The organism is Bythopirellula goksoeyrii, from assembly GCF_008065115.1.
Classification (GTDB): Bacteria; Planctomycetota; Planctomycetia; order Pirellulales; family Lacipirellulaceae; genus Bythopirellula; species Bythopirellula goksoeyrii.
In genome coordinates this window covers 1,036,287-1,059,354 of record NZ_CP042913.1, presented here as the reverse complement: position 1 = coordinate 1,059,354, position 23,068 = coordinate 1,036,287, and the positions used below count along the sequence as shown (strand labels likewise).

18 protein-coding genes are annotated in these 23,068 nt (G+C 53.0%); 5 read left to right on the top strand and 13 right to left on the bottom strand.

Translation table 11 applies throughout. The features are described 5' to 3' along the window. Nucleotides 1–75: 75 nt before the first annotated feature. Complete coding sequence (locus Pr1d_RS04230) at nucleotides 76–825, bottom strand: alpha/beta hydrolase-fold protein (protein ID WP_148072358.1); 750 nt, start codon at nucleotides 823–825, stop codon at nucleotides 76–78. A 184-nt stretch (nucleotides 826–1,009) separates the two neighbouring features. On the opposite strand from Pr1d_RS04230, the gene Pr1d_RS04225 reads away from it, so the two are divergent. Continuing rightward, nucleotides 1,010–1,984: a UDP-glucuronic acid decarboxylase family protein gene (locus Pr1d_RS04225; protein ID WP_148072357.1), complete on the top strand. Its 975-nt coding sequence runs from the start codon at nucleotides 1,010–1,012 to the stop codon at nucleotides 1,982–1,984. Nucleotides 1,985–1,994: 10 nt separating this feature from the next. Here the strand turns inward: Pr1d_RS04225 and Pr1d_RS04220 are convergent, their stop codons facing one another. Beyond that, nucleotides 1,995–2,426 (bottom strand): VanZ family protein, encoded by a 432-nt coding sequence (locus tag Pr1d_RS04220; protein WP_168205043.1) that lies wholly within the window; start codon nucleotides 2,424–2,426, stop codon nucleotides 1,995–1,997. Between the two features lie 224 nt (nucleotides 2,427–2,650). Between Pr1d_RS04220 and tadA the strand changes: the two genes are divergently transcribed. The 3 genes from tadA (at nucleotide 2,651) to Pr1d_RS04205 (ending at nucleotide 5,072) form a co-directional block, all read left to right on the top strand. Then, nucleotides 2,651–3,160 (top strand): tRNA adenosine(34) deaminase TadA, encoded by a 510-nt coding sequence (gene tadA / locus Pr1d_RS04215; protein WP_210417885.1) that lies wholly within the window; start codon nucleotides 2,651–2,653, stop codon nucleotides 3,158–3,160. Nucleotides 3,161–3,197: 37 nt separating this feature from the next. Further along, nucleotides 3,198–4,241, top strand: coding sequence for a dTDP-glucose 4,6-dehydratase (gene rfbB, locus Pr1d_RS04210; RefSeq protein WP_148072355.1), 1,044 nt, complete (start codon nucleotides 3,198–3,200; stop codon nucleotides 4,239–4,241). Nucleotides 4,242–4,487: 246 nt separating this feature from the next. After that, nucleotides 4,488–5,072: a hypothetical protein gene (locus tag Pr1d_RS04205; protein WP_148072354.1), complete on the top strand. Its 585-nt coding sequence runs from the start codon at nucleotides 4,488–4,490 to the stop codon at nucleotides 5,070–5,072. 48 nt (nucleotides 5,073–5,120) lie between these two features. Here Pr1d_RS04205 and Pr1d_RS04200 read toward each other — a convergent pair whose 3' ends face one another. Together Pr1d_RS04200 and Pr1d_RS04195 are read right to left on the bottom strand one after the other, a co-directional pair. After that, nucleotides 5,121–6,794 (bottom strand): serine/threonine protein kinase, encoded by a 1,674-nt coding sequence (locus Pr1d_RS04200; protein WP_148072353.1) that lies wholly within the window; start codon nucleotides 6,792–6,794, stop codon nucleotides 5,121–5,123. Then, complete coding sequence (locus Pr1d_RS04195) at nucleotides 6,791–7,417, bottom strand: sigma-70 family RNA polymerase sigma factor (RefSeq protein WP_148072352.1); 627 nt, start codon at nucleotides 7,415–7,417, stop codon at nucleotides 6,791–6,793. The genes Pr1d_RS04200 and Pr1d_RS04195 overlap by 4 nt, the downstream gene beginning before the upstream one ends. A gap of 312 nt (nucleotides 7,418–7,729) precedes the next feature. Here Pr1d_RS04195 and Pr1d_RS04190 point away from each other — a divergent pair, with 312 nt between their 5' ends. After that, the gene (locus Pr1d_RS04190) at nucleotides 7,730–9,304 is read left to right on the top strand and encodes an FAD-dependent oxidoreductase (protein ID WP_148072351.1); all 1,575 of its coding nucleotides are present in this window, start codon (nucleotides 7,730–7,732) and stop codon (nucleotides 9,302–9,304) included. 26 nt (nucleotides 9,305–9,330) lie between these two features. Here Pr1d_RS04190 and Pr1d_RS04185 read toward each other — a convergent pair whose 3' ends face one another. The 9 genes from Pr1d_RS04185 to glgA all read right to left on the bottom strand — a co-directional run bounded on the left by Pr1d_RS04185 (nucleotide 9,331) and on the right by glgA (nucleotide 23,055). Then, nucleotides 9,331–10,827, bottom strand: coding sequence for a mechanosensitive ion channel family protein (locus Pr1d_RS04185; RefSeq protein ID WP_148072350.1), 1,497 nt, complete (start codon nucleotides 10,825–10,827; stop codon nucleotides 9,331–9,333). A gap of 273 nt (nucleotides 10,828–11,100) precedes the next feature. Continuing rightward, nucleotides 11,101–12,186 carry a hypothetical protein gene (locus tag Pr1d_RS04180; protein ID WP_148072349.1) on the bottom strand — a complete coding sequence of 362 codons (1,086 nt, stop codon included), beginning with the start codon at nucleotides 12,184–12,186 and terminating at the stop codon, nucleotides 11,101–11,103. A gap of 186 nt (nucleotides 12,187–12,372) precedes the next feature. Further along, the gene (locus Pr1d_RS04175) at nucleotides 12,373–12,810 is read right to left on the bottom strand and encodes a transposase family protein (protein ID WP_148072348.1); all 438 of its coding nucleotides are present in this window, start codon (nucleotides 12,808–12,810) and stop codon (nucleotides 12,373–12,375) included. Nucleotides 12,811–13,055: 245 nt separating this feature from the next. Then, nucleotides 13,056–14,237 carry a WD40 repeat domain-containing protein gene (locus tag Pr1d_RS04170; RefSeq protein ID WP_148072347.1) on the bottom strand — a complete coding sequence of 394 codons (1,182 nt, stop codon included), beginning with the start codon at nucleotides 14,235–14,237 and terminating at the stop codon, nucleotides 13,056–13,058. Further along, complete coding sequence (locus Pr1d_RS04165; protein ID WP_148072346.1) at nucleotides 14,234–17,569, bottom strand: M56 family metallopeptidase; 3,336 nt, start codon at nucleotides 17,567–17,569, stop codon at nucleotides 14,234–14,236. Before Pr1d_RS04165 ends, Pr1d_RS04170 begins: the two co-directional genes overlap by 4 nt. Beyond that, nucleotides 17,566–17,943 (bottom strand): BlaI/MecI/CopY family transcriptional regulator, encoded by a 378-nt coding sequence (locus tag Pr1d_RS04160; protein WP_148072345.1) that lies wholly within the window; start codon nucleotides 17,941–17,943, stop codon nucleotides 17,566–17,568. The genes Pr1d_RS04165 and Pr1d_RS04160 overlap by 4 nt, the downstream gene beginning before the upstream one ends. Nucleotides 17,944–18,103: 160 nt before the next feature. Further along, nucleotides 18,104–20,287, bottom strand: a complete 2,184-nt coding sequence (locus Pr1d_RS04155; RefSeq protein WP_148072344.1) for an alpha-amylase/4-alpha-glucanotransferase domain-containing protein — start codon at nucleotides 20,285–20,287, stop codon at nucleotides 18,104–18,106. A 206-nt stretch (nucleotides 20,288–20,493) separates the two neighbouring features. Continuing rightward, on the bottom strand, nucleotides 20,494–21,474 hold the full coding sequence (gene galT / locus Pr1d_RS04150) for a galactose-1-phosphate uridylyltransferase (protein WP_261343825.1): 981 nt from the start codon (nucleotides 21,472–21,474) through the stop codon (nucleotides 20,494–20,496). 90 nt (nucleotides 21,475–21,564) lie between these two features. Then, nucleotides 21,565–23,055 carry a glycogen synthase GlgA gene (gene glgA, locus Pr1d_RS04145; RefSeq protein WP_148072342.1) on the bottom strand — a complete coding sequence of 497 codons (1,491 nt, stop codon included), beginning with the start codon at nucleotides 23,053–23,055 and terminating at the stop codon, nucleotides 21,565–21,567. Nucleotides 23,056–23,068: the final 13 nt, after the last annotated feature.

Sequence of the window (23,068 nt, the reverse complement as noted above, 5' to 3'; positions counted from 1 at the left end):
TGCTAGCCTTGGCCGGAAGGCCATGGTCCAAGAAGCGTCGAACACCCCCGCCTTCCGGCGAGGGCTACAAAGAGACTACACGACCCGCAAACGCTCTTGCTCCAAACTCCGCATTAGGAATTCAAACGCTGGCTCCACCATGCGTGCTACATACTTCCAAGTGTGGCCGCCAGCTTGGGTTTCCAGATCACATTCGTGTGGCACACCCAGAGAATAAAGTTTCATCCGCAGCCGGTCTGCTGAATCCCACCATCGCACGTCGTCGGGGTCACAGCAAAACCACTGATGACGGGGCCAGTTCAGGGGATGGATATGCAGTGTTGCCGTGTCTTGCCGGGCATCCTCGGCGTCGCGATACATGCGTGATAGCGTCGGGTCTCCCTCGTCGATTTTCTTCTGAAAATCGATCGCCGGAAAAAAAGCCGCCACGGTGGGAAATAAGTTGGGATATTTGTATGCGAGTCGAAGCGCGCCCTGCCCTCCCATGCTGACCCCTAAGAGCGCAATCTGTGGCGGTCGACAGTCCCAACTCTCCGCAGCAAAGGGCAATACCTTGCCGAGCAGATACTTCTCTACGCTGATCTCAGTATCAAACGCTTCAGCAATCCGATCCGACCACCAGGTCTCCCCTGTCACCGGAGCAATGGCCCGCAGGCCATGCTGTTCCAGCTGCCGGGTAACCCGTGGATGATCTGCCAGGTTCTCGACACTACTTCCATGCAGGTACAGGATCGTGTACCCATGGGGAGAAACCTTGCTAGGCTTGAAAACATGGCACGGATGCCCAGCAACGTCGATAGTGGTCCATTGATCAGCAAGTGGCATAGGGGGTCGGCAGCTGGTGTTTAGTGGTTGGGTAGAGGAACATTCTAGTTTCCTACCCTCTAACCTCCAACCTCTAGCCTCGACCCACCTTGGTCATTCGTAATTCGTCATTTAGAATAGTCACTCTAACGCTATCTAGTTTCCACCCACAACAATTATCTGATTTAGTGAAAATCGAGCCAGCATGTCGACAATCAAGCGAATTTTAGTAACCGGTGGGGCAGGATTTCTGGGCTCACACCTTTGCGAGCGGATGGTCGAAGCGGGCCACGATGTGATCTGCCTCGACAATTTCTTTACCAGTCAGAAGTCCAATGTGGCCCATTTGCTTGACAAACCGAACTTTGAACTGCTGCGGCATGATCTTACCCACCCGATCTTTCTCGAAGTAGACCAGATCTACAACCTCGCCTGTCCCGCTTCGCCGGGACACTATCAGTATAATCCCATCAAGACGATGAAAACCTCTGTGATGGGGGCGATCAACATGCTCGGCTTGGCCAAGCGATGCAATGCTCGCGTCCTGCAGGCATCCACCAGTGAAGTCTACGGGGACCCTGAAGTTCATCCCCAGACTGAAGACTATCGCGGATCGGTCAATCCGATCGGCCCTCGCGCCTGTTATGACGAAGGCAAACGAGCAGCCGAGACGCTGTTCATGGACTATCATCGCCGCAACAACGTCGATATTCGCATTGTGCGCATCTTCAACACCTACGGCCCCCGGATGCATCCTTACGATGGCCGCGTGGTATCGAACTTCATTCGTCAGGCAATACTGGGTGAGGATATTACCATATTTGGCGATGGGGCTCAGACTCGTTCGTTTTGTTATCGTGATGATCTCGTCGAAGGGATCATTCGCATGATGGATGGTTCCGAAGACTGCATAGGACCGATCAATCTTGGCAATCCTGGCGAGTTTACGATTCGTGAGTTGGCCGACTTGGTTATCGAAATCACGGGCTCGAAATCCAAACTTGTCGAGAGGCCCTTGCCTGCCGATGACCCCACCCGTCGACAGCCAGACATTACTCTTGCCAAAAAGCACTTGAAGTGGGAACCCAAGGTGCCACTCCGCGAGGGTTTGGCTGAAACGATCAAGTGGTTTCACACGATTCGGCTAGAAGACTATCGTGCCCCGACGCCGAACTATTGAAAGTCGTTCACTAGAGAGTTGGTGTAGAGGCATCACCGCGCAGCAAGAATCGGTAGATGAGCGGACGTAGACAGCGAAACAAGGTTAGCCCAACAACGATTCCAAGTACGTCGCACAGCCAGTCCAGACCATCGCAAGTGCGTCCCACGGGTATTTGTGTGATTTCATCTATCGCCGCGTAGAGTGTCGCTGCGAGCCAGACGACGAAATAATGAATCGGCAGTAACGGTCCAGTGCTCAATTCCCAACTTGCCAAGATACCAAAAGTCAGCGTTGTATATGCTAAGAAGTGAATCAGCTTGTCGTGATATTGAACACTAGGAGCAGCATTTCCGGGAAGATGAGTGCCAATGAACATGACAACAAGGCACAAAAAGGTAGCTCGGCGGGCCAGAGATGCCGCCCATTGAATTCGCTGCATGGTGGTAGTCTGTTGTTGCATGAGAGGTTTCCAACAAGGTATTGTAGCAGACGGTTGCCGCCGGTGGGAAAAACTCGCTCGATTTTCCGGGCAATGAAAAGGGTTTCCAAAGAATGGTTGTGAGGACTTTCCTACGTATATTGGACCAGACGAGTTCGCCCTTCCTCCTCGCCGTCGACAGAAGCCGATGGTTAAACTCATTGCACCCCTCTCCATCCGCCGTCGACTAGATCAATAGCAATCGCATGACAGCACAAGAACTTCAAGAGATTCAGCGAGCCGAAGACGAGCGATTAATGAGGCTAGCACTAGCAGAGGCTTCCGTAGCGGCCTCAGCCGATGAGGTCCCTGTCGGAGCAGTGATCGTACACAACGGGCAAGTAATCGCCGCCGCTCACAATCAGCGTGAGCAACTCCGCGATCCGACCGCCCACGCCGAGATGATTGCTATCACACAAGCAGCATCGGCCGTTGAGGCTTGGCGATTAGAAGCCTGCACTCTGGTCGTCACTTTGGAGCCGTGCCCTATGTGTGCAGGTGCTATTCTACAATCCCGTATCCCGCGAGTCGTCTACGGTGCTCCCGACCCTAAGGCTGGTGCAGTTCGCAGTCTGTATCAACTCTTGGAGGATGCGAGACTAAATCACCGTGTCGAAGTGGTTGCAGGGGTCCTGTCTGAAGATTGCGGTCGATTGCTAACCAAGTTTTTTCAGCAGAAGCGCCTCTCCGCCAAGAAACGAGGGATAATGGAGTAGCTCGCTTCTTGAGGAAAATCCTTATACTCTTAAACTCATGTCTCGCTCAGATCATACTATTTTGATAACCGGAGGTGCCGGCTTCATCGGCAGTTCCCTGGTACGCTCTTGCCTTCGTGATACCACTCTTACTGTCATCAATCTTGATAAACTCACCTATGCGGGTCATCGTGAATCGCTCTCCGAAGTCCTGGAAGATCCTCGCCATACGCTCATTGTGGGGGACATCTCTGACCGGGAATTAGTGGCGCAAACTTTAAGAGATCATCGCCCCCAAGCGATTATCCATCTTGCTGCAGAATCGCATGTTGATCGATCGATTGCAGACCCTCCGAGTTTCGCTACGACCAACGTTCTCGGAACTTGTGTGCTATTGGAAGCAGTGACCGATTATTGGCAAAAACTTCCCACTGATGACCGCGCGGCTTTTCGTTTTCTCAACGTCTCGACCGATGAAGTCTTTGGCACCGCTCAGCCGGGAGAGCAGTTCACAGAAATGAGCCTGCTCGCTCCCAATTCTCCTTATGCTGCTTCGAAAGCCGCCGGGGAATTACTGGCACGCTCCTTTGGCAAGACATACGGATTACCAGTCGTAACCGCAAATCCCAGCAATAACTATGGCCCTCGACAACACCCTGAGAAACTTATTCCCCGTATGATTCTCGCGGCAGCGCGCGGGGAGCCTTTACCCGTTTTCGGCGACGGGCTTTACGAGCGAGATTGGCTGCATGTCGAAGATTGCTGTCGAGCACTGCTGGCGATTCTCGATCAGGCTCAGCCTGAGGAGCGTTATCTTGTGGGTGCAAACCAGTGCCTGCAGAATCTAGAAGTTGTGGCCACGATTTGCGATTTGGTCGACGAATTCTTAGACGATAGATCGTCTCGCAGGGAGTTGATTGCCCACGTCATCGATCGCCCCGGACACGACCGACGGTATGCCGTCGATGCAAGTGTGTTACGTTCTAAGACGTCTTGGCAGCCCCAAATCAAATTTGATTTGGGACTGCGAGAAACGGTCGGCTGGTATCTGAATCACTCCGATTGGGTGTCGGCAGTCTTGAGCAAGGAAATCTCGCGATAGGCGAATCGTCTCGCGGTTTCACTTGATGAACAGTGCTTTCCGCTTTTTGGGATAGCCGTACCGATTATGCGGATTTATCCCACTATTTCCGGGAAAAGTTGCTTTCCAATGGAGGCTCACCATAAGCTAAACTTGAGCAGTTCTGTGGCATCGGAGAAGTGATTTAGTTGTCTCGTTTGCCTTTATTACCTACCATTGAGAGTAGTGAGAAGCAAAGTATTCAATTTGTTATCCAGGAAATGAGTCATGTCCAAGCAGCAGATTTCAATCGCGGTTCTTTTTTCTTTGTCACTTATGGTGTTTAGTACTCAGGCTCTCCATGCCCAATATGCAAATGCTAGGTTGAATTCATTATACAATCGAAACAGTATGGAGAATTACACAGTAGAACGAGTTCAACAACGTGCTATTAGTCGTGCCATTAGGCCAACAGGCGTACAAGGAGTCAATAGGCAGACGTATGCTCCAAGCTATCTCAACGATATGTCCCAGAAACGCAAGCCATTTGCCGGCGTTGACCGTGGGCCAGCGGTCAGCCCTTACTTGACGTTGACCAATGCTTTGAATAATCCATTTTCCACGACGTCTACCGACTACTACAATATCGTGAGGCCCCAGCAACAGCAGGAGCGTATCAATCAGCGGGTTGCTCAACAGCAGTACATTCAGCAGAAGAAACTCAATCAGGTTGCTGCACAGGGACCCTACTCGATCACGGGCGATGATGAGCTGGCCCCAACTGGGCACGGTTCAGGATTCATGCAGTTTGGCGCCTATATGAACACCGGCAACTATTTTGCTCCTCCGACTCAGCCCAAGCAAAATCGATAGCCATTCGAGCGCGCGCCCGATTCTTTTTCGTCCCGTGAACTTAGGGGCTCACTTTGGCACCGCCATATTTCGGCGGCTCTGGCGGTAGTACTTCCAACCGGGGATGAAAAATGTCGCTGCGGACACCAGTCCATAAACCGATATGCCGTACTCGAAATGGAGTCGCTGCATGATGGCCATCACTATCGACATGGCAAAGAGGGCCGCCGCGTGGAAATAGAAACTCCCCGCGAGAATCCCGCCCTTCACCACGAATACCATTCCGCTGATCAACCCTAACACGGGTGACAAAGTCAGTATCGGCAGTTTCAGTAAGGCTTCGACCCAGAACAACAAGACAACCGCTACGATACTTCCGCCCCAGGCATGAGCAATCTGCCGTTCGACCGCTGTCACAGGGCCAGCTCGATGTCGCAAGGCCCAAAAAATTGGCGCCCACACCGCGATGCCTCCACCCCACAAAGCCAAATAGGGCCAAGGACCCGCCATCACTGGCCAGTTGGTTCGCTCCAAGTAAAACCAATTGGTCACGAGGCACATCACCAGCAGAACCAGTGCGTGCCACATCCACAACACACCCCAATTCTCTAGCACTGTTGCATGGTGGGTCTCGCGAAACACGCGGGCTACAATGTCCGTGAGCCGCCCACTCCGGGCGGCAATCGAATCCCCCTCAAGAAATGCTTCAAAATCGTCAGCCAGTGCCTCAGCAGATGGATAACGCAGATCGGACGGCTTCTGAAGGCATTTGAGTGTGATCATTTCGAGATCGCGATTGACCCGCCGGTTCAACAACCGCGGCGGCAAGGGGTCCTGCTCCAGTACCATCAGCATGGTGTCGACAGGAGAAGTTCCTTGAAATGGTGCCCGACCTGTGAGCAGTGAATAGAGAATTGCACCCATGCTATAGACGTCGCTGAGCGGCCCAACCTGACCTCTCCCACCGTCGGCTTGTTCGGGCGCCATGAAGGAAGGTGTGCCAAGAATCGTTCCCGATTGCGTCAACGATGAGCTGGATGCGACATGCTTTGCCAATCCAAAGTCGGTTACATGCGGCATACCTACTTCGTCGAGCAAGATATTGGCCGGTTTGAGGTCACGATGAATCACACCCCGACTGTGGGCATAGGCAATTGCTCTGGCAATTGTCAACATCAGGCGAACGGCTTCGTCTTCGGGCACTGGTCCCAATGTGATCCGGTTGGACAGTGTCTGGCCTTCAATTAGTTGCATAGCAAAATACTGCCAACCATCACTCTCTCCGACTTCGTAGATGGGGACAATATTCGGGTGCTCCAAACGGGCCGCGGCGGCCACCTCTGCTTGGAATCGAGCCTTTTCCATGGGTGACGCCTGGGCACCCTGCAGAATCAGCTTCAACGCTACTTCGCGTCGCAAGGTTTTTTGCAACGCACGGTATACGATTCCCATTCCGCCACGACCAATTTCTTCGAGCAGCTCAAAGTCACCCAACTCATTTGGAGGCTGCATTTCCAGGATCATCTGAGGAGTCATCAGCGGAGTAATGTCCGACTGTGAAAGGTGCGCGACCGCATCCACCAGCATGGCAGTTCCCCACAACTGGCGAAGATCATTGGCAAATTCCGGATGAGTCGCCGTCAACTCCGCTAGGGTTGGACGCTCGGCGGGACCGTGGTCGGCAAGCTCAGTTAGAATCTCCGCAAGCTTGATGTCATGCTGTTCGGCGGCAGAGAGGGTCATGGCGATTTGTCCGAGCCATCCATCAGTTCCCTCAGTCGACGCATCGCACGCAGGTAGCGCATGCTTGCAGCTTGGGGTGAGAGGTCAAGTGCCTGAGCAGACTCGCTATTAGAGAGATGTTCGAAATGCCGCAAGTAGACGATTTCTTGATCGAGTTCCTCAAGTTGCCCGCACGCCTGCTGAAATCGCAATTGCAACTCTTGCCAAGTCGCGGCTGCTGCAGGGGTGAGTTCTTGATCGCTAAGCTGGGTGAGCAAATCGAACGAAGATTCGTTGCTCGCAGCGGAGGCTAGCGGCTGCTCACGGTCAAGGCTGCGCCGGGCAGCTCCCCGATGGCGACGGTGGGCATCAATCAACCGATCTTTAGCCATTTGCCGCAGCCATAAATGAAACGGCATGACTGGGTTTGCCAGATAATCGCTTAAGCGTCGATTGGCCTCGATCATCACCTCCTGTACGATATCGCTCGCATCGACCCGCCGCTTGATCATCTGGTCCATGCGCAGATCAATCATCCGCCTCACCGAGGTACGATGCCGATCCAACAATTGGTTGATCGCCCCGTCATCCCCCTCTCGGGCAGCGGAAATTAGTAGTTCGGTATCCTCGCGATCTGGCCACATACTTAGAGTATCGCAGCCCACGAGCAATTAGACAACGTCCGGAAGCAAGGTCGTGTACAAGGGGCATTGTTAAGCTGAAATCGTTGTTTCGCAAATGGTTAGAGCATGAAGAATACTTAGAGTCTCAAGTGACCAGAGTTCGGGATTATTGCGATTTTTTGGGGCAATGTTTAATTGTGAGTGTTCCCACTGAGACCACCATGGCTACTGCAATTGCAACACCTATTGCTCGAGTTCTTGAAGGCATTGTTCATAAGCGATATTATCCTGTCCGACAGTGATTTCCACTCCGCTAAGCGAGGAAAGAATTCGATGCGTTTATTTCTCTTGAGTTTCATTTTCACTTTTTCACATTGTTTCCTTACAACCAAGGCAACAGAACCCGCTACAGAGTATGACATCGTTGTCTATGGCCCCACCAGCGCTGGAGTCATGGCCGCTGTCCAAGCCAAGCGCATGGGCAAGTCGGTGATCCTGGTAGGACCCGACAAACATCTTGGCGGTCTCTCCAGTGGTGGCCTGGGTGCGACAGACATCGGCAACAAGATGGCAATTGGCGGCTTGGCTCGAGAGTTCTACCAGCGCGTTGGCAAGCACTATGGTCAGGACGAATCATGGACCTTCGAACCTCATGTTGCCGAGCAAACATTCGAAGATTTCATAGCCGACAACCCTTTCGAAGTGCATCGCGACGAGTGGCTCGATCGCACACCTGGCCAAGGGGTGACGAGGGAAGAGGGTCGTATTACTTCGATCAAGATGCTTTCTGGCAACTCCTATCGCGCGAAGATGTTCATCGATGCGACCTACGAGGGAGACCTCCTCGCAGCCGCCAATGTTACGTATACGACAGGACGCGAGCCGAATAGTAAATACAACGAAACACTCAATGGAGTACAGATCGCACAGGATAAGTTTCACCAATTCGATGGACCTGTCGATCCGTATCTTGAACCGGCCGACCCCACAAGCGGACTGTTGCCAGGAGTTCATCCCGGAAGTCCGGGTGAACAGGGATCTGGCGACGATCGCATTCAAGCCTATTGCTTCCGCATGTGTCTGACCGATGTCGAAGCAAATCGTGTTCCCTTTCCTAAGCCCGCTGGCTACGACCCCATGCGGTACGAATTACTGCTCCGCACGATCCAGGCTGGAGCAAATAAGCATCCTCAAGGCTACTTTACCACGACGCGTATGCCCAATGGAAAAACCGACTCGAACAACTGTGGTCCGTTTTCCACAGACAACATAGGGATGAACTATGACTATCCCGAGGGAGACTATGCTACTCGTCAGCGGATCTTCGACGACCACAAGACTTATCAGCAAGGATTAATGTGGTTCCTGGCCAATGATCCTCGGGTTCCGGAAGAATTACGTCATTCGACCTCGAAGTGGGGTTTGGCCAAGGACGAGTTTGTGGATAGCAGCAATTGGCCCCATCAGCTCTATGTTCGTGAAGCCCGCCGAATGATCGGCCCCTATGTGATGACCCAAGCTAACTGCCAAGGTAAAACAGTCACCGATAAATCGGTCGGGATGGGAGCCTATGGAATGGATTCGCACCATGTCCAGCGTTATGTCACTGATGAGGGCAACGTTCGCAATGAAGGGGACGTCCAGGTCCACGGGTTTGAGCCGTATCCGGTTGACTATGGTTCCATCGTGCCTAAGAAACCTGAGTGTACGAACCTGCTAGTGCCTGTCTGCCTTTCTGCAAGTCATATCGCCTATGGTTCGATCCGAATGGAGCCAGTCTTCATGGTTCTAGGCCAAAGTGCTGCCACGGCCGCAGCGCATGCTATCGACGAAAGCGCACCCGTGCAGGAAATCGACTATGCAAAACTCCGTGCGCGACTCCTAGAAGACAAGCAGGTCCTCGAATAGCCCCTTGCGGCTTAGCGGTCCCCCTGCTAAACCCCCGCACCAACCGTATACATATGCACGTCCTGTTGTGGATAGGGTATCGAAATCCCCGCTTGATCGAATCGCCGCTTCACCTCACGCGTCACGTCTGTCTTCACTTGCCAGTAGTCGCTGGTATTCGCCCAAGGACGGCACACAATGTTGACCGACGAATCTGCTAGGGCATGGGTGACGACGACCGGTTCGGGATCGTCTAGCACTAACTCATGGTTATCTACCACCTCTCGGATGATTTTCTCCGCTTCTTCGAAATCATCGTCATAGCCAATACCAAACTCCAAATCGACGCGCCGTGTGTCGTTGGCAGTGATGTTGGTGATAACGTTGTTCCAAATCTCATTGTTGGGCACATAGATCGTTTGATTGTCGAATGTGCGAAACTTGGTCGAAACCAAGTTCATCTGATCTACCGTTCCAGTCACCCCTCCGGCTGTGACAACGTTGCCAATATCGAAGGGGCGATTGATCAAGATCATCAGGCCACTCGCGAAGTTGCTCAACGTACCTTGCAGTGCCAGGCCAACAACCAAACCCATTGCTCCGATCGCTGCCAAAATCGGTGTGATATCAACTTCCAGGGCCGTCAGAGCGATGGCAAAACCCACCAGCATGATCAAGTTTTTGATGGAACTGGCAATCAACTGCTCGGCAAGCTGGCTTAAACTAACCTTGCGTTCCAACAACCAGTAAACGATCGCCGCGACAAATTTTGCGACCAAATAGGTGATAAGCAGGATCAGCAGGAATTTGGCAATATTCCAAGCATGTCGTTGCCCCCCCTCTTTGGATGCCAACCAACCGGTAATTCCATGCCAGGCGGACCAGGCGTCGGAGGTGTCCAGATCGATTCCAGACACCGACGTGGCGTAGGTGCGATATTCATCCACATCCCCCCCTTTGGCTGCGAGTGAATTCAGGACCACTTCCAAACGATCGCTAAGCGCCGTCCTCTCACTTTGCAGAACGGTAATGTCTTCCAGCAATTCCTCTTTGACATCAGTAGCTGAATCGCCATTTCCCGCTTCTGTATCTTGCCCTTCGTCTACCGATCCCTCAGACGTTTTGACATCGAGCCCTAAGCTTTCCTGGGCCGCATCCGTGATTTTCTGCTCCGACTCTATTGCCTCAGTTTCAACAGTATCGGTAATCTCTTTGGCAACTTCCACCGACGTCTTTGCGGCTTGAGCATCGTTGGTGTCTAGCGCTTCGTTAGTCTTCTTCACTCCCAAACGAACCGCAGCAATGTGACGAGCCTTGTTCCGCAAGAGATCGAACCATGCATCGGACTCGACTACGAGCTCCCCCTTGGTCAGCGGCTTTACCAGGATTTCGAGCTGGTCGAGAGGAATCTCGGGATCGATAGTTGTGACCGCGGTGTAATCTGGGGTTGCCTCTTCCTTTTCCTTCGCGGAATCTTGTGCCGCCGCGTACGCAGGAAACGAGAGTATCCACAGTGCCATGAGGATCGATCGCAGGGAAGACATTTCTTCACTCCTTGAATAATTGGCTTGTAAGAATTTGTGTTCGTATTGGTTGCAAGCGACGTCGCCGCGATCGATCACAGAGGGAGTTCGATTGCTTACCTAAGCAACGGAACCGGAGATCGTGCGAATTGCTGCAATCATACAGCTATATGGGGCAGGTACCCGCTGGCGCGGGCTGTCTTGGTGCAGGATATATTATCAAATTCTGCGAAAAACGTCGACCAGCGGTTTCCCAGGAGTATAATTCTCAATTCCCGCGACGCGCCCGCTTGGTTAGCCGCGCCGCGTCCGTCGAGTACTGCTCGGCAGAGCGAATCGCGTCTTCAAAAGCATAGACGTTGCCAGAATTATAATCAAAGAATTGGGTTCCGGCACCGGAGCCGAAATTGCTGTGAAAGGTACCACTGTACCGTAATTTGTTTGCCAATCGACCAGATTCCCAATGCCTGGGTTGCGTTGCCAAGCAATTAAGTCGTGACCATCGAAGTCACCGTCGTGATCGAAATCGCCTGGGGCTGCCAGCTTGGCCAGCGGTAGTTCTTTAAAGAATTCGCCAATGTAGCGCAGATGTTCAAGGTGTGAATCCGCATCTGCGCCCAAGGCACCCCACAGTCGAAAATTGCCACTTTCTGCAGTGCGATAAAAATCAAGAGTGCCTAGACCACTTTCGTTCACCGCTGTTGCTGTCGCGCCCAAATGCTGCAACAGTTCATTGCCGGTTTCCATGGTGTTCTCATACGTGTAGGTCAACACCTGCGAATGGCTGAAGAGAAAGGTCTTGCTGCCAGCCTGCGCGAGACTGGCGAATGTCTTATAGTCGACCATCTGAGAATCTAGCGGAGTGCCGTCGCCCGCGGTCGTGGCATAAAGTGAGTCAGCTGCCAGCAAGGCGTCGATACTATTGCGATAGTTCGCGCTTTTGAGAATCTCACGGACTGCTCCGTAGCCGGCGCTGAAAGACGAGACCCCCAACTCATCCCACGCAAGGGTGTTGGAGAAATCTTGTTGCGATCGTACTACAGAAAGTGCTTCGTTGACAATTGACCCGAAAAGATTGCTGTTGGCAAACGGCCCTGAATATGCGCTCGACAACCCACTGTAGTTCACCGTCAGCACGATTGAATTCAGTTTGGCATAGAGGGCATTATTCCAAACCGTCTGCGGGTCACCGTGAAAGTGAACCAATAAGTCTGCTACGTCACCGGGGCGATGCTGATAGCTGCTGGGTATAAAAATTTTCCACGCCGCATTACTCAGATTGAATTGCCGCCCAGTAGCCACTGGGAGCTGTGCGAGCACTTGGCTGCTCGTGATTTGACCGGCAACCAATGCAATGATGAGAATCCAAGTTTTACGCAAGAGAGTGTACTTTTGAATCAAGAGGTGGCGGAGACAGCGGACAATTGGTTCCGCAGTTGCACTAATTGTAACATGATACCCCCCAGGATGCGCTACGCGGGTTGCCTAGACTTTTGAGGCAGCGGTGACTGCCAAACGGCAAGTAAACGGACTTTGCAGTTCTCCTGTTTGCAGGGGCAGGGCCGCTCACTTTTTCACAATGCCCAGTTTTGCGAATAATTTTTGAGTTTTCCAGGTGTGGGCACGGAGCCGTTGGAGTGTGCCGCACAAAGTTTTTCCGTCCATTGCCACCGCTTCGAGCGACTCTTCGGTGTACACTCCGAGACAATACTTGGCCCAATCCGCTAGCACACGCGCGAAATGCGTGGGCGAAAGGACCATCAGCAGTTTGCGAAAGGCTCCTTCTTTGGGCGGCGTTCGCGTGAAGCCTGAGGTGTGATTAAGCTCCACCTCTTGATAGTGGATCCACTCGGCAATAGCAGCATAGTCCCGAGCGCCTTGCAGCATGGCGCAAACGACCGAGGCCAGCATGGCCTCTAAAGGATGGCGACGTCCCTGGCGCCCGCGAGGATCGGGAACCTGTGACAAAAACGTCAGCAAGTTCCCCGCGGGTGCGGGTTTCAAAGCAAAACCTCCGTGATAGCAGCAGGAAAAGAAAAACTCCGTTAAACTCCAGCAATACTACGCATCACACCCACTATGGAAAAGTCATTGGCCCTGCATAAGCGGTGCAGTTGTTTCAATTAGTGCTCTACACCGTCGCCGCCACCACGGCTTCCATCATCCGTCCTTCGGCAACACTCGTATCGACCGAGAGACGCATCGTCACGCTCCAGCATCCGTTGGTAGTCAAGCCAGAATGATTGTTCCTATCGTTCACCTTTCGGGAAAGGCAATTCGAGGTTCACGACTTCTTGGAAAGTCGTCGTGTCCCACACTTTGATTTTTCCTTCCCAATCGCCCGTGGCGAGTAGTTTGCCGTCGGGAGAGAAATCGACGACTTGCACCGTCTTTTTGTGGCCGGTGAGTTCTGCAATTGGCTCTGGGGAGAGCAATTGCTCTCTGAGGCTACGCGCACGAACCCGAATCTCCGCGTCTTCAGAGTGCATTGCTTCGCGCAACAGTGGGACGGCGATCATGCCCATGGCAACAATCTCCTGGGCGGCATGCTGGCGAACCTCGTAATTCTCATCCAGGAATCTCGAGAGCAAGTCGTCCAAAGTCTCGCGCACTTCAGGAGAGGGATCTTCCAGATCGACGGCAAAAATGTGGACTTCATTTCCATAACTGGACGTCGCAACAAGATGATTGTCACTTGTAATGTTTGCCGAATAGCTCCCTGGTCGGAGTCGCGCGCGCAACTCCCCCGTGCTGGGTTTGCGAATACGCGTAGTCCCGTCATTCTGCGAAGTCAGAATGAACTCGCCATCGCTCGAGAATAAGCCTCCACGTACATGAAGTTCGCTGGGCTCGAATGTCTGTCTGGTTTTTTGTGTGGAAAGGTCCCACAGAATGACCCTCCTGTCTTCGTCGACCGAAAGCAGGCTACGACCGTCGGGAGAGACGGATAAGCTGTGAATCTTCCCGGATTGTCCCGCAAACTTGCCGACCTGCTCTCCCGTCTTCGCGTTCCACAGGTAGATACTGGTGTCCTCACCCGCTGTGACCAGAGTTTTTCCATCCGGCGTGAATGCGACGCAGTTCAACCTCTCATCGTTCGCCCCGAACTCGCGGATCATTTCTCCCGTGGCCACGTCCAGGATTCCAACAACACCTTTTTTCGTACAATAGGCGATGTTGTCACCATTGGGAGAGAAATCGAGGTCCAGCCCGCCCCTCCGCAAGACCACCGTCTTGGCGATGCTCCAATCATCGACATTCCACAACACGAGCGGCCCGGGTGGGCTGGAGGAACTGGTGATCGCCGCCAGGAGTTTGCCATCGGGCGAGAATTGCATTCCATAGACGGGGGGAACATCTTCTGCGAGGGCCGTGGCGGGGATGCCAACTGCAATCAAGAGGTAAAGGCACGTGAGTCGAACTGCGTTCATGGGTGACTCCCAGAGTGGTTTGAGTTCAAGCCTGCCATCGAGAGCTGTGGACGGCTTTGATTTATCCGCGTTATTCCCGTATTGAATTCAAATTCTTTCAGATTCCAGATCAGAACCGTGGAATCACGTTGGCTTGTCGCGAGTTGAGAGTTATCTGGGGAGAACTCTATGCGGACGACTTGATTCTTAAACCCAGGTACTCGCGCCTGTGGTTTCAAGTCGTCGACGCTGTAGACATCGATCCATTGCTTTGAGATGGGCGACCAGTTTGGATCCGATTGGCATAAGGCCAATAGCTTGCCGTCTTCAGACAACGTCAATGCACTGGCGAAGGACTCGGCCAATTCGATCTCTTGAACGACTTGTTTGGTATCGAGATTCACCTTACGCAAGAAATAGGTTCGCAGGGGACGTGCGTTTGGCTGGGCACCGACCTTGGTACTCTGCTCAATCGTCACCAGCAGATTGTGCGCTGGCGAGACAACGTATCTCATGAGCCTGTCTTGAGCATGGAACGTATTCACTTCTTGCCCAGTTTTCGTATCGAAGAAATAGATGATGCTCTTTCGTCGTCCACTCACAGCCAAGAGCGATGTACCTGAAGACAGAATAGCTTGGTCTATCTGTTCTTCGCTAAATGGATCTCCAATGCGCTCCTTGACAGTTCCAGCCTCATTCTCTGCGATCTTCATGCCACTGGGCCGAATAGCAAACTCTTCCAAGATGCGCCCGGTCTTTGTGCTGTAAGCGCGCAAAAACAGATCGATACCGAATGAATAGAATTTTTTGCCATCAGCGGAGAATGCGACTGCCGTGGTGCTATTGCCGCCAACGCGGCCATGTCCCGGAAGGCGATAGCGCTCCTTGCCCGTAGCGAAGTCCCACAAGCGAACGGTCTCATCCAAACTACAAGAAAGGATCCATTTGTCGTCTGGTGAAAGTGCCAGCCCGGCTACCCAGTGTTCATGACTAAGTCTGCGAATTTGTCGCCCCGTGGCAGCATCCCAGATGCGAATCGAGCCATCCACGCTCCCCGTAATTAATTCTTGTCCATCGCGATTAAACAATAACTCGTGGGGATCTTCTTCATGTCCAATGAAACTGTCACTGAGTGTTTCACCTGTTTCAAAGTCCCAGACGACGATGGCATCTTCCGAGCCGACGCACGCTAGCAGCTTGCCATCGGGCGATATTGTCACTGCGCGCGGCTGAATGATTCCCGCATCCAAGGAGTTCTGCAATTCCCCGGATTCGACGTCGAAAAACTCAACCGCGTGGGCCTCTCGGGCCGGCACAATGAGGGTGCTTCCATCCGACGAAAAGCACAATTGCTCTCGATAATAATCCTTACGTTTGCCATGCAGTTGGCGGAGGAGTTCACCAGATTGCACGTCGTAGAGACTGGCGGCAAAGTTGTAGTCACTTCCCACGGCAAGCATAGCTCCATCGGGGGAAAACTCTACTACTTGGCCCCCATGAGGCAATCCCGGCAAAGGGCGACCATTCTCCTTAGTCCAAAGGTTAAAGAGCTTTACACCGAATTGACTGGCGACGGCGATAACTTCTCCACTCGGGGAAAATACCATCGATTCGATTTCACCACCCTTGATTGTCTCTTGCTTTATCTCCTCAATGCCAGATTCAATCTCCCATAGACTTACCGTGCCATCTCTGGCTGCTGCTGCAATAGACTCTCCACTAGGTGAGAAGGCTAGGGTTGAAATACCGCGTCCCTCTTCGGTCCATGAAATCCGCTTTATCGATTGTCTCGAATGGCTATCCCAGATAATCAGATTCTCTTTATCTTTGCGATTTAGTGGATTAGGGCGATGGGAACGAGACAAAGTGGCAAGTCGATTTCCATCGTGGGACAAACAGAAGGTAACGAATCGATCTTCACCGAAGTCCAATTCATCCACCATCTTTCCTGAGCGGGCATCCCAGAACCGAACTGTATTGTCGTCTGTACCCACCACAAAGGTTTCATTATCAGGTAGGAAGGCGCAGTGTTTATACCAGCCAGGATGACGGTAGCGAAGCGTCCCTAATCGAGCGATGGCGCCCTGCGGCAAGGGATCGCCATAAATGTCAAATCCCGCTTTGGGAATCTTGGCGAGTTCATTCTTTTCGGGTGCTTCCTCAGTGGCAGCTTGTGTGGCGACTGCTTGCGATCGATTGATCCCCACCTGGGCGAGGCATAGCACGAAAAAGAATGCGGTCGAGAAGACTAGCGATGTCTGCCAACGGGGGACTGGAAGTCTCCCGATCCCTTTTTCGAGTGCGGCAATGCGGCGACTGATCGAAGATTGGCGGGCCATGGTCAGTACCAAAGGCGCTGTTGGTTCGGCAGCTCTCAGAGCCATCCGAGCCAGGGTTGGCCCATACTGGCAGGGATCGGGTAGTGACCGCGCGGCATAGGAATCACAACGCTCGTCACAAGCATCAGCATGGGCGAGTCGGATGCGCCAGACAAGCGGATGGAACCACAACACGATGGACATTCCGTGAATCGCAAAGTTCCAGCGAAGATCATTGCCACGGATGTGCTCCAGTTCGTGGGCCAGGGCCGACAACAGTTCTTCTCGGCAAGAGTGATTGCATAGATCTTCAGGCAGCAATATGGTTGGCTGGAAGAATCCCACGGTGCATGGCGAGGTAAATGCTCGAGTACACCGCAACTGAAACGAGGACGCATTTAACTCGCCATTCATTAACGATTGGAGGCTGTTCTTCACCCATGCTGGGGTATCTGTAGAGGTGCGACTAATCTGTTTGACGTGGGCTATCCCAACGAGCAGGCGAGCAACTCCCCAGGCAATTCCCAGCACCCAAACGATGAGTAACCATGAGAATTGAGAAACCCAAATGCGTGCCTTTTGCTTGACATTCTTGGTTTGCTGCTGAGAGGGTTGAGCATCTTGTTTCGCTGACTGCACTTCTGATGCCATGTTTGAAGATTCAACCATGGGAACTCGAGCATCTGGCTCATCAGACGGAACACGACGGGCATGGTCAGAGCGAGTTTCATCGGTTTTAAGTTGCGAAGCCATAGGTTCTACGGGAGCATAGTCATTTGTTCGTGCAATCAACGTCATCGAATCAGTTTGGATTCGAGGAAGCAGTGACAATGTGAAAAGAGGTTTCTGCACGCTGAAAACGACCAAACAGAGGATCCCAACCGAAGCGACGCGCCAGACGAGTATTCGCCAGCTTGGATTATGATCCGAGAGCAATCGATGGGCGATCCACGCACAAGTAAGGACCAGGGTGATTCGCAGTAGCGAATGCATCAAGAGAGATGAGGCGACAGAAGAGAGGATAAAAACGTTCATTTTCGTTTGCCTTTTTTAGGTGGTCCACGATCGGCCAACTGTTTCAGTTCCAAGAGTTCCTTCTCGCTGAGATTCTCATTCCGAATAAGATTCATTACGAGGCTTTTTGCCGAGCCTTCGCAGTAGGTCTCGATTAGTTCGCTGAGCGTCGAACGAAAGGCCTTTTGACGAGGGGTAACTGCCTTATAGAGATAGGCTTTCCCGACCTTGCGGCGGGTCACGTGACCCTTCTCAAGCAAGATTTTGAGATAAGAGCGAAGCGCGGGGTTCTTGATTGGTTCGGGGAACCGCTGCTGTACTTCGCTTGGCTTGAGCTCACCTTGTTCCCACAAGATGCGCATGACGGCCAGCTCGCCCGGAGTAAAACTTGGCATACGCCACTCCTTTCAATGTGCAGAGTTTACTGCACTTAGGAGGGCGTGTCAATAACCTGCAGATTTCTCTGCAAAGAATAATCCTGGGCGGCAACTACTGGGGATTTGCCCTAACTTAAATGTTGGAATGGGCGTTGCGCAGAGGCAATTTCACCCTGCTCTACACCGTCGCCGCCACCACGGCTTCCATCATCCGTCCTTCGGCAACACTCGTATCGACCGAGAGACGCATCGTCACGCTCCAGCAACCGTTGGCGTCGGGCACTAGGTGCCAGTGGGGGACGACGGCGACCGATTGATGCACGAGTTCAAATCCGCCTTCACTCTGGCTGACCGTCTCGACGGGGTAGGTCCAAATTGCCGTGGGCCGATCAAAGGCTAAGCCGACGTCGATTCCTAGCCACTCGTCTACCATGCCGAGATCAGTGATTTCGGTGAGATCGAGATGACCTCCTAGCTGCCCGAGAGACTGTTTCTCCGCGTTGTAGAAATAGCGGTCGTCGGCTCCGGAGGGAAGGCCTGCGAAATTCAGCTCTGGGGCGAAGAGGAATTCGTGTTGATCTGGTAGGTTTTCTACGAAGTAGGCGATCTCAATCGTAGAGTCTTCATCGGTGAGTGTAATCCCCTTGGTGATCTGAATTCGCTTCCCTCCGACATTCCCTTCGCGGGCCAATTGCAACTGAACCCGACCCGCAGCGCGGCGGAGCTTGGCTTCGTAGGGGCCATGGACGAAATCGCCGATTTCCTCAGCATTGCCGGCTACGACCGCTTCGCGGGGGACATGTACCGAGTAGAAATGGTCCACGAGCGAATTCCGAGACCAGGTATCGTAACCCAATCGCTCGTTGAGCCCTTCTTGCTTGAAGACGACCTGATCGTGGATGCTGGCAACGTCGTCGCGGCTATTACTGGGGCCATTAAGTACTTTGCGATGGTAGGCCTCGGGACGCCGTGTGAGGGTCGCCTGCAAGTTGTGGCAAATGGTTTTCACATCAAATTCGTAAATTTGCCCCCCCTCGACAGGTGAGACCAAGAGCAGCAACCGATTGTTCGCCAATCGGCTTTCTGGCCGGCCATCTAAGTTGAAGTCGGCTGCGTCGATCTCGACCCACGATTGCTGATCGAGCTGCCAACCACGATTTTCGTACTGGTTGAGTAGATTCTCGGCTGCGATCAAGTGCTGGTACACTCCGTTGCGCAAATGGGGCAGGTAAACGCCACCAAACGCCCCATGCCAATAGCTACAATTGCACTGTCCTCGATAGAGTTCCAAGCGCGCCTGATCGATCAGTTCCCCGCGGGCACCTTCCTTGAGGAGTTGTTCAAGTCGCCGACTTACCAACTGCATCCGAGAGTACATCACATTGGTTTCGGGGTATTTCACTTTAAAGTTCCGCCAGTAGCCACCCTTCACGAAGGGTGCAACGCGGTGCCAGATACCTTGTTCCTCAAAATCGTGATGCAAGTCTTCATACTCATTGATTTTCGCTGCCGGGAGTGCCCACTCGGTCATCTCACGATAGCTCCCCTCAGGAATGTAGAGCTTGCCAAGCGGTGGAACATTCTGGACCACTTCGCCGGGAGTTGTCACTTGGAGCCAGTCGCTATTTGCACTCAGGGCATCGAAGAACTGGGCGAGCCAACCTCGATCGTACACGTGCTCCTTCGTGCCAGGCCAAGTGCCAAACTTCTCACCGTCGTCGCCAAATACGACGACCGCACCCGGATGTTGCTCGGCCACAGAGCGAAGATAGTTGATCGATTCGTCTGCATGCTGAAAAGGGATCAGATAGCGCAACTGCTCGCTACCGGGGAACACATTGAGCAGATTGCCATCGTCTTCGGTGACGTAGTAGCCGTGAAGCTGCTCGGTGGTCAGCCCCGCATTCTTGAAATGGAAGTCGTCGAGTACTGTGTAATTGATATTCGAGTGAGCTAGATCGCTAGTAAGCGACTGCTCCCACACTCGTTCAGGGACCCACATGCCTCGCACTGAGGCGCCAAGCCGCTGTTGGAGCCACTCGGTATAAGTAGTGATCTGTCCCCGACGGTCACGCGAGGGAATCATCGTCAGGATGGGCTCAAAATAAGCACCTCCGACAATTTCGATCCGCCCTTTGCTGACCAAATTTGCCAAGCGGTCGACGTACTCAGGATGGTTGGCATCGAGCCATTCCATGAGCGAACCGCTCGTGTGCAAGGCTATGCGCAACTTTTCGTAACGCTCGAAGACATTCAAGAACGGCAGATAGCTGTCCTGATAGGCCTGCTCAAACACACCATCGAAATTGCCGATGGGCTGGTGATTGTGGAGGACCAGGACAAGTCGCAGGGGCTGGTTCATGATGAATTCTATGTGCGGGTTCGAGGTGAACTTGGCTAACGGTTGTTCGTTCTATTCTAGGATTGCCGGTCTTTGAATGTAATGCTAGCCATAACCCATTGAACTATTGGGAATGATCGGGCTTTAACGAGCCAAATCACGGCATAAACAGTACAAGGCAAAGAGCCAACGAAGTTAGCCCAGTTTACTGAATCGGCAGGATTTTCTCAGATGTTTATCTCAAGCAGGGTACGTGCCGCTCGTTCCGGTGATATGGAATTAATGAATACGCCACCTCCCCATTCGAGTCCTGCTAGCGAAGTGCTTCGTGGGATCAACTCCCAGTGCCAGTGGAAAGTGTCGGAGCGGGGGTCACCCATTGGAGCGGTGTGCAGAATGAGATTGTACGCCGGGGCGGGAAGAATTCCAGAGATGCGCACAATCACCGCTCGCAATGTTTCTGCTAGAGCTGCCGGTTCAGCAAAGTCGGTAAAACTGCCAGCATGCTTCTTAGGAAGAATCCAACTCTCATAGGGCTGGCGACCTGCGTACGCACAGAAAGCCAAATAGTGGTCGTTTTCATGTACGAGTCGCCGGCGATGAGTGAGTTCATCAGCGATAATCTCGCAATAGAGACACTTCATATTTCGAGATTTGTAGTCGACAGCAGCCTGAAGCTCCTGATCTAGTGTTTCTGGCACGAAGGGGAACGCCATCATTTGGGTATGCACATGTTCCAGCGAAGCACCCCCCTGCACGCCGACATTCTTGAAGATCAGGGCCGCTGGCAGATTCAGATGTTCGTAGGCATGCCGCAGTCTGTCCGCATACACTCTCAAAACCTCCGAAATGGAGTCGACAGGTAGCTCTGTCCAGTCGCGGAGGTGCCGCGGCGAATCGATGATGACTTCGTGAGTCCCCGCGGCCACCTCCCCGCGATGGAGCTCGCTTGATTCACTCTCACAGACCGGCGGTTCCAACGAGACGGCGGGATACTTATTCGGCACCACCCGGACCTGCCAGTTGTCCTGGTCATCGGTGCGCTGAGCCAACTCGCGGGGGGTTTGGTGTTCGTTGCCGCGACAGAAAGGACAATTTGCCAGAGGCCCGTGGGACTTTGGCTGCTCGACGGGGGCAGTAGTGAAATCGTTGGGCCGAGCTGCGCGGCCTTCAGCAATCAAGACCCGCCGGCCGGTGACGGGGTCGATGCGTAACTCGAAAACCGGCTGACTATTCAGGTTTTTGCTCCCTAGAAAGTATTTGGCGCTGAGTTCTTCATTGCATGCAATCAGACAACTTCAACTCAACACACCCTGCCGTGCCTGGGCGAGGGTGCGTTTATAGAGATTGCTGTACTCGCGGGCACTGTTACTCCAGGACCAATCTTGTCGCATGCCCGTCTGAATCAGCTTGTGCCATGAAGGCTTGTCGGCAAACATCGAACACGCCCGATTTAACGCCTCAGAAAGTGCGAGTGTTGTGTACTCGTTGAAGCTAAAACCTGTTGCGGTCCCCTCTGCCAAGGACTCGGCATTCACATCAACGACGGTATCCGCCAATCCCCCTGTCGCGCGGACGATGGGAACGGTACCGTACTTAAGACTGTAGAGTTGATTGAGTCCGCACGGTTCATACTGGCTGGGCATGAGGAACATGTCGGCACCGGCTTCGATACGATGGGCCAACTCATTGGAAAATTCCAGCCTCACGGCAATTTTGTCGGGATGTTCCGCGGCAAGTTTTCCTAATACTTGGTGGTACTTTGGATCGCCAGTTCCGAGGATGACCCATTGAACCTCTTTTTCAGTGGCCCACTGCTCCATGACCCTCGAAATCAGGTCGAATCCTTTCTGATCGGCCAGCCTGCCAACGGCAGCCACCAGCGGAATTCCAGAATTCACCGGTAGGTTCATTTCACGCTGCAGTGCCTCTTTGCAGGCAGTCTTGCCGATAGATAGTCGTTCTGCATCGTAATTGTTGGGTGCCAGATAGGGATCGATCGCTGGGTTCCACTCTGCGTAGTCAACTCCATTGATGATGCCAAACAGATCATTGCGCCGATGTTCAAGTGCCCCTTCCAAACCGCAACTTAATGGCGGGTGGAGGATCTCTTGGGCATAAGTAGGGCTCACCGTGTTGATCGTGTCGGCGAAGACGATTGCCGACTTCATGAAATTCAAGTTGCCGAAGAATTCCATGTATCGCCAGTTAAAATATTTCCAATCGATACCAGTCAGCGCCATGTCCCAGTGCCAGAAACTGCCTTGGTAGGCCAGATTGTGAATCGTGTAGAGTGATGCGATCTGGTCGAAGGGGGCTTCTTCGGCATAGAGCGTTTTCAGGTAGGCAGGGATTAGGCCCGCGCACCAATCATTGCAATGAATGAGTTCGGTCCCTAGTTCGAGTTGGCGGATCGCTTCCAGCACGGCTCGACTATAGAACACGAATCGTTCGCAGTTGTCACGATACTCTTCCCCATTCTCTCCATAAAATTGAGGGCGATCGTAGTAGTCGTGGTTCTCTATGAAGTACACAGGGACTGCCGAATCGGGCAAGTGGCTCTCAAGAATCTGGCAACCCACGCGCTTTTGACCGATGGGGATCTCAAAGCTGATGCCAGTCGATTCGATAGGGAGCCCTGCCTGATAGACCTGGCGAAAAGCGGGCAAGATCACAGCAGGGCGATGACCCAGCGTGTAAAGCTCGCGTGGGAGACTTCCACAGACGTCGCCCAGGCCTCCCGTTTTGGAAAATGGGGCTGCTTCGGATGTGGCGAACAGGATGTTCACGTTGCTACCACCT

What these genes read in the sequence shown, in the direction of transcription:
- Pr1d_RS04200 (WP_148072353.1), bottom strand. Translation starts at nt 6,794, where the DNA reads ATGACCCTCTCTGCCGCCGAACAGCATGACATCAAGCTTGCGGAGATT.
- Pr1d_RS04190 (WP_148072351.1), top strand. Translation starts at nt 7,730, where the DNA reads ATGCGTTTATTTCTCTTGAGTTTCATTTTCACTTTTTCACATTGTTTC.
- tadA (WP_210417885.1), top strand. Translation starts at nt 2,651, where the DNA reads ATGACAGCACAAGAACTTCAAGAGATTCAGCGAGCCGAAGACGAGCGA.
- Pr1d_RS04155 (WP_148072344.1), bottom strand. Translation starts at nt 20,287, where the DNA reads ATGAACCAGCCCCTGCGACTTGTCCTGGTCCTCCACAATCACCAGCCC.
- Pr1d_RS04165 (WP_148072346.1), bottom strand. Translation starts at nt 17,569, where the DNA reads ATGAACGTTTTTATCCTCTCTTCTGTCGCCTCATCTCTCTTGATGCAT.
- Pr1d_RS04205 (WP_148072354.1), top strand. Translation starts at nt 4,488, where the DNA reads ATGTCCAAGCAGCAGATTTCAATCGCGGTTCTTTTTTCTTTGTCACTT.
- Pr1d_RS04195 (WP_148072352.1), bottom strand. Translation starts at nt 7,417, where the DNA reads ATGTGGCCAGATCGCGAGGATACCGAACTACTAATTTCCGCTGCCCGA.
- Pr1d_RS04220 (WP_168205043.1), bottom strand. Translation starts at nt 2,426, where the DNA reads ATGCAACAACAGACTACCACCATGCAGCGAATTCAATGGGCGGCATCT.
- rfbB (WP_148072355.1), top strand. Translation starts at nt 3,198, where the DNA reads ATGTCTCGCTCAGATCATACTATTTTGATAACCGGAGGTGCCGGCTTC.
- Pr1d_RS04225 (WP_148072357.1), top strand. Translation starts at nt 1,010, where the DNA reads ATGTCGACAATCAAGCGAATTTTAGTAACCGGTGGGGCAGGATTTCTG.
- Pr1d_RS04170 (WP_148072347.1), bottom strand. Translation starts at nt 14,237, where the DNA reads ATGAACGCAGTTCGACTCACGTGCCTTTACCTCTTGATTGCAGTTGGC.
- Pr1d_RS04230 (WP_148072358.1), bottom strand. Translation starts at nt 825, where the DNA reads ATGCCACTTGCTGATCAATGGACCACTATCGACGTTGCTGGGCATCCG.
- Pr1d_RS04185 (WP_148072350.1), bottom strand. Translation starts at nt 10,827, where the DNA reads ATGTCTTCCCTGCGATCGATCCTCATGGCACTGTGGATACTCTCGTTT.
- Pr1d_RS04160 (WP_148072345.1), bottom strand. Translation starts at nt 17,943, where the DNA reads ATGCCAAGTTTTACTCCGGGCGAGCTGGCCGTCATGCGCATCTTGTGG.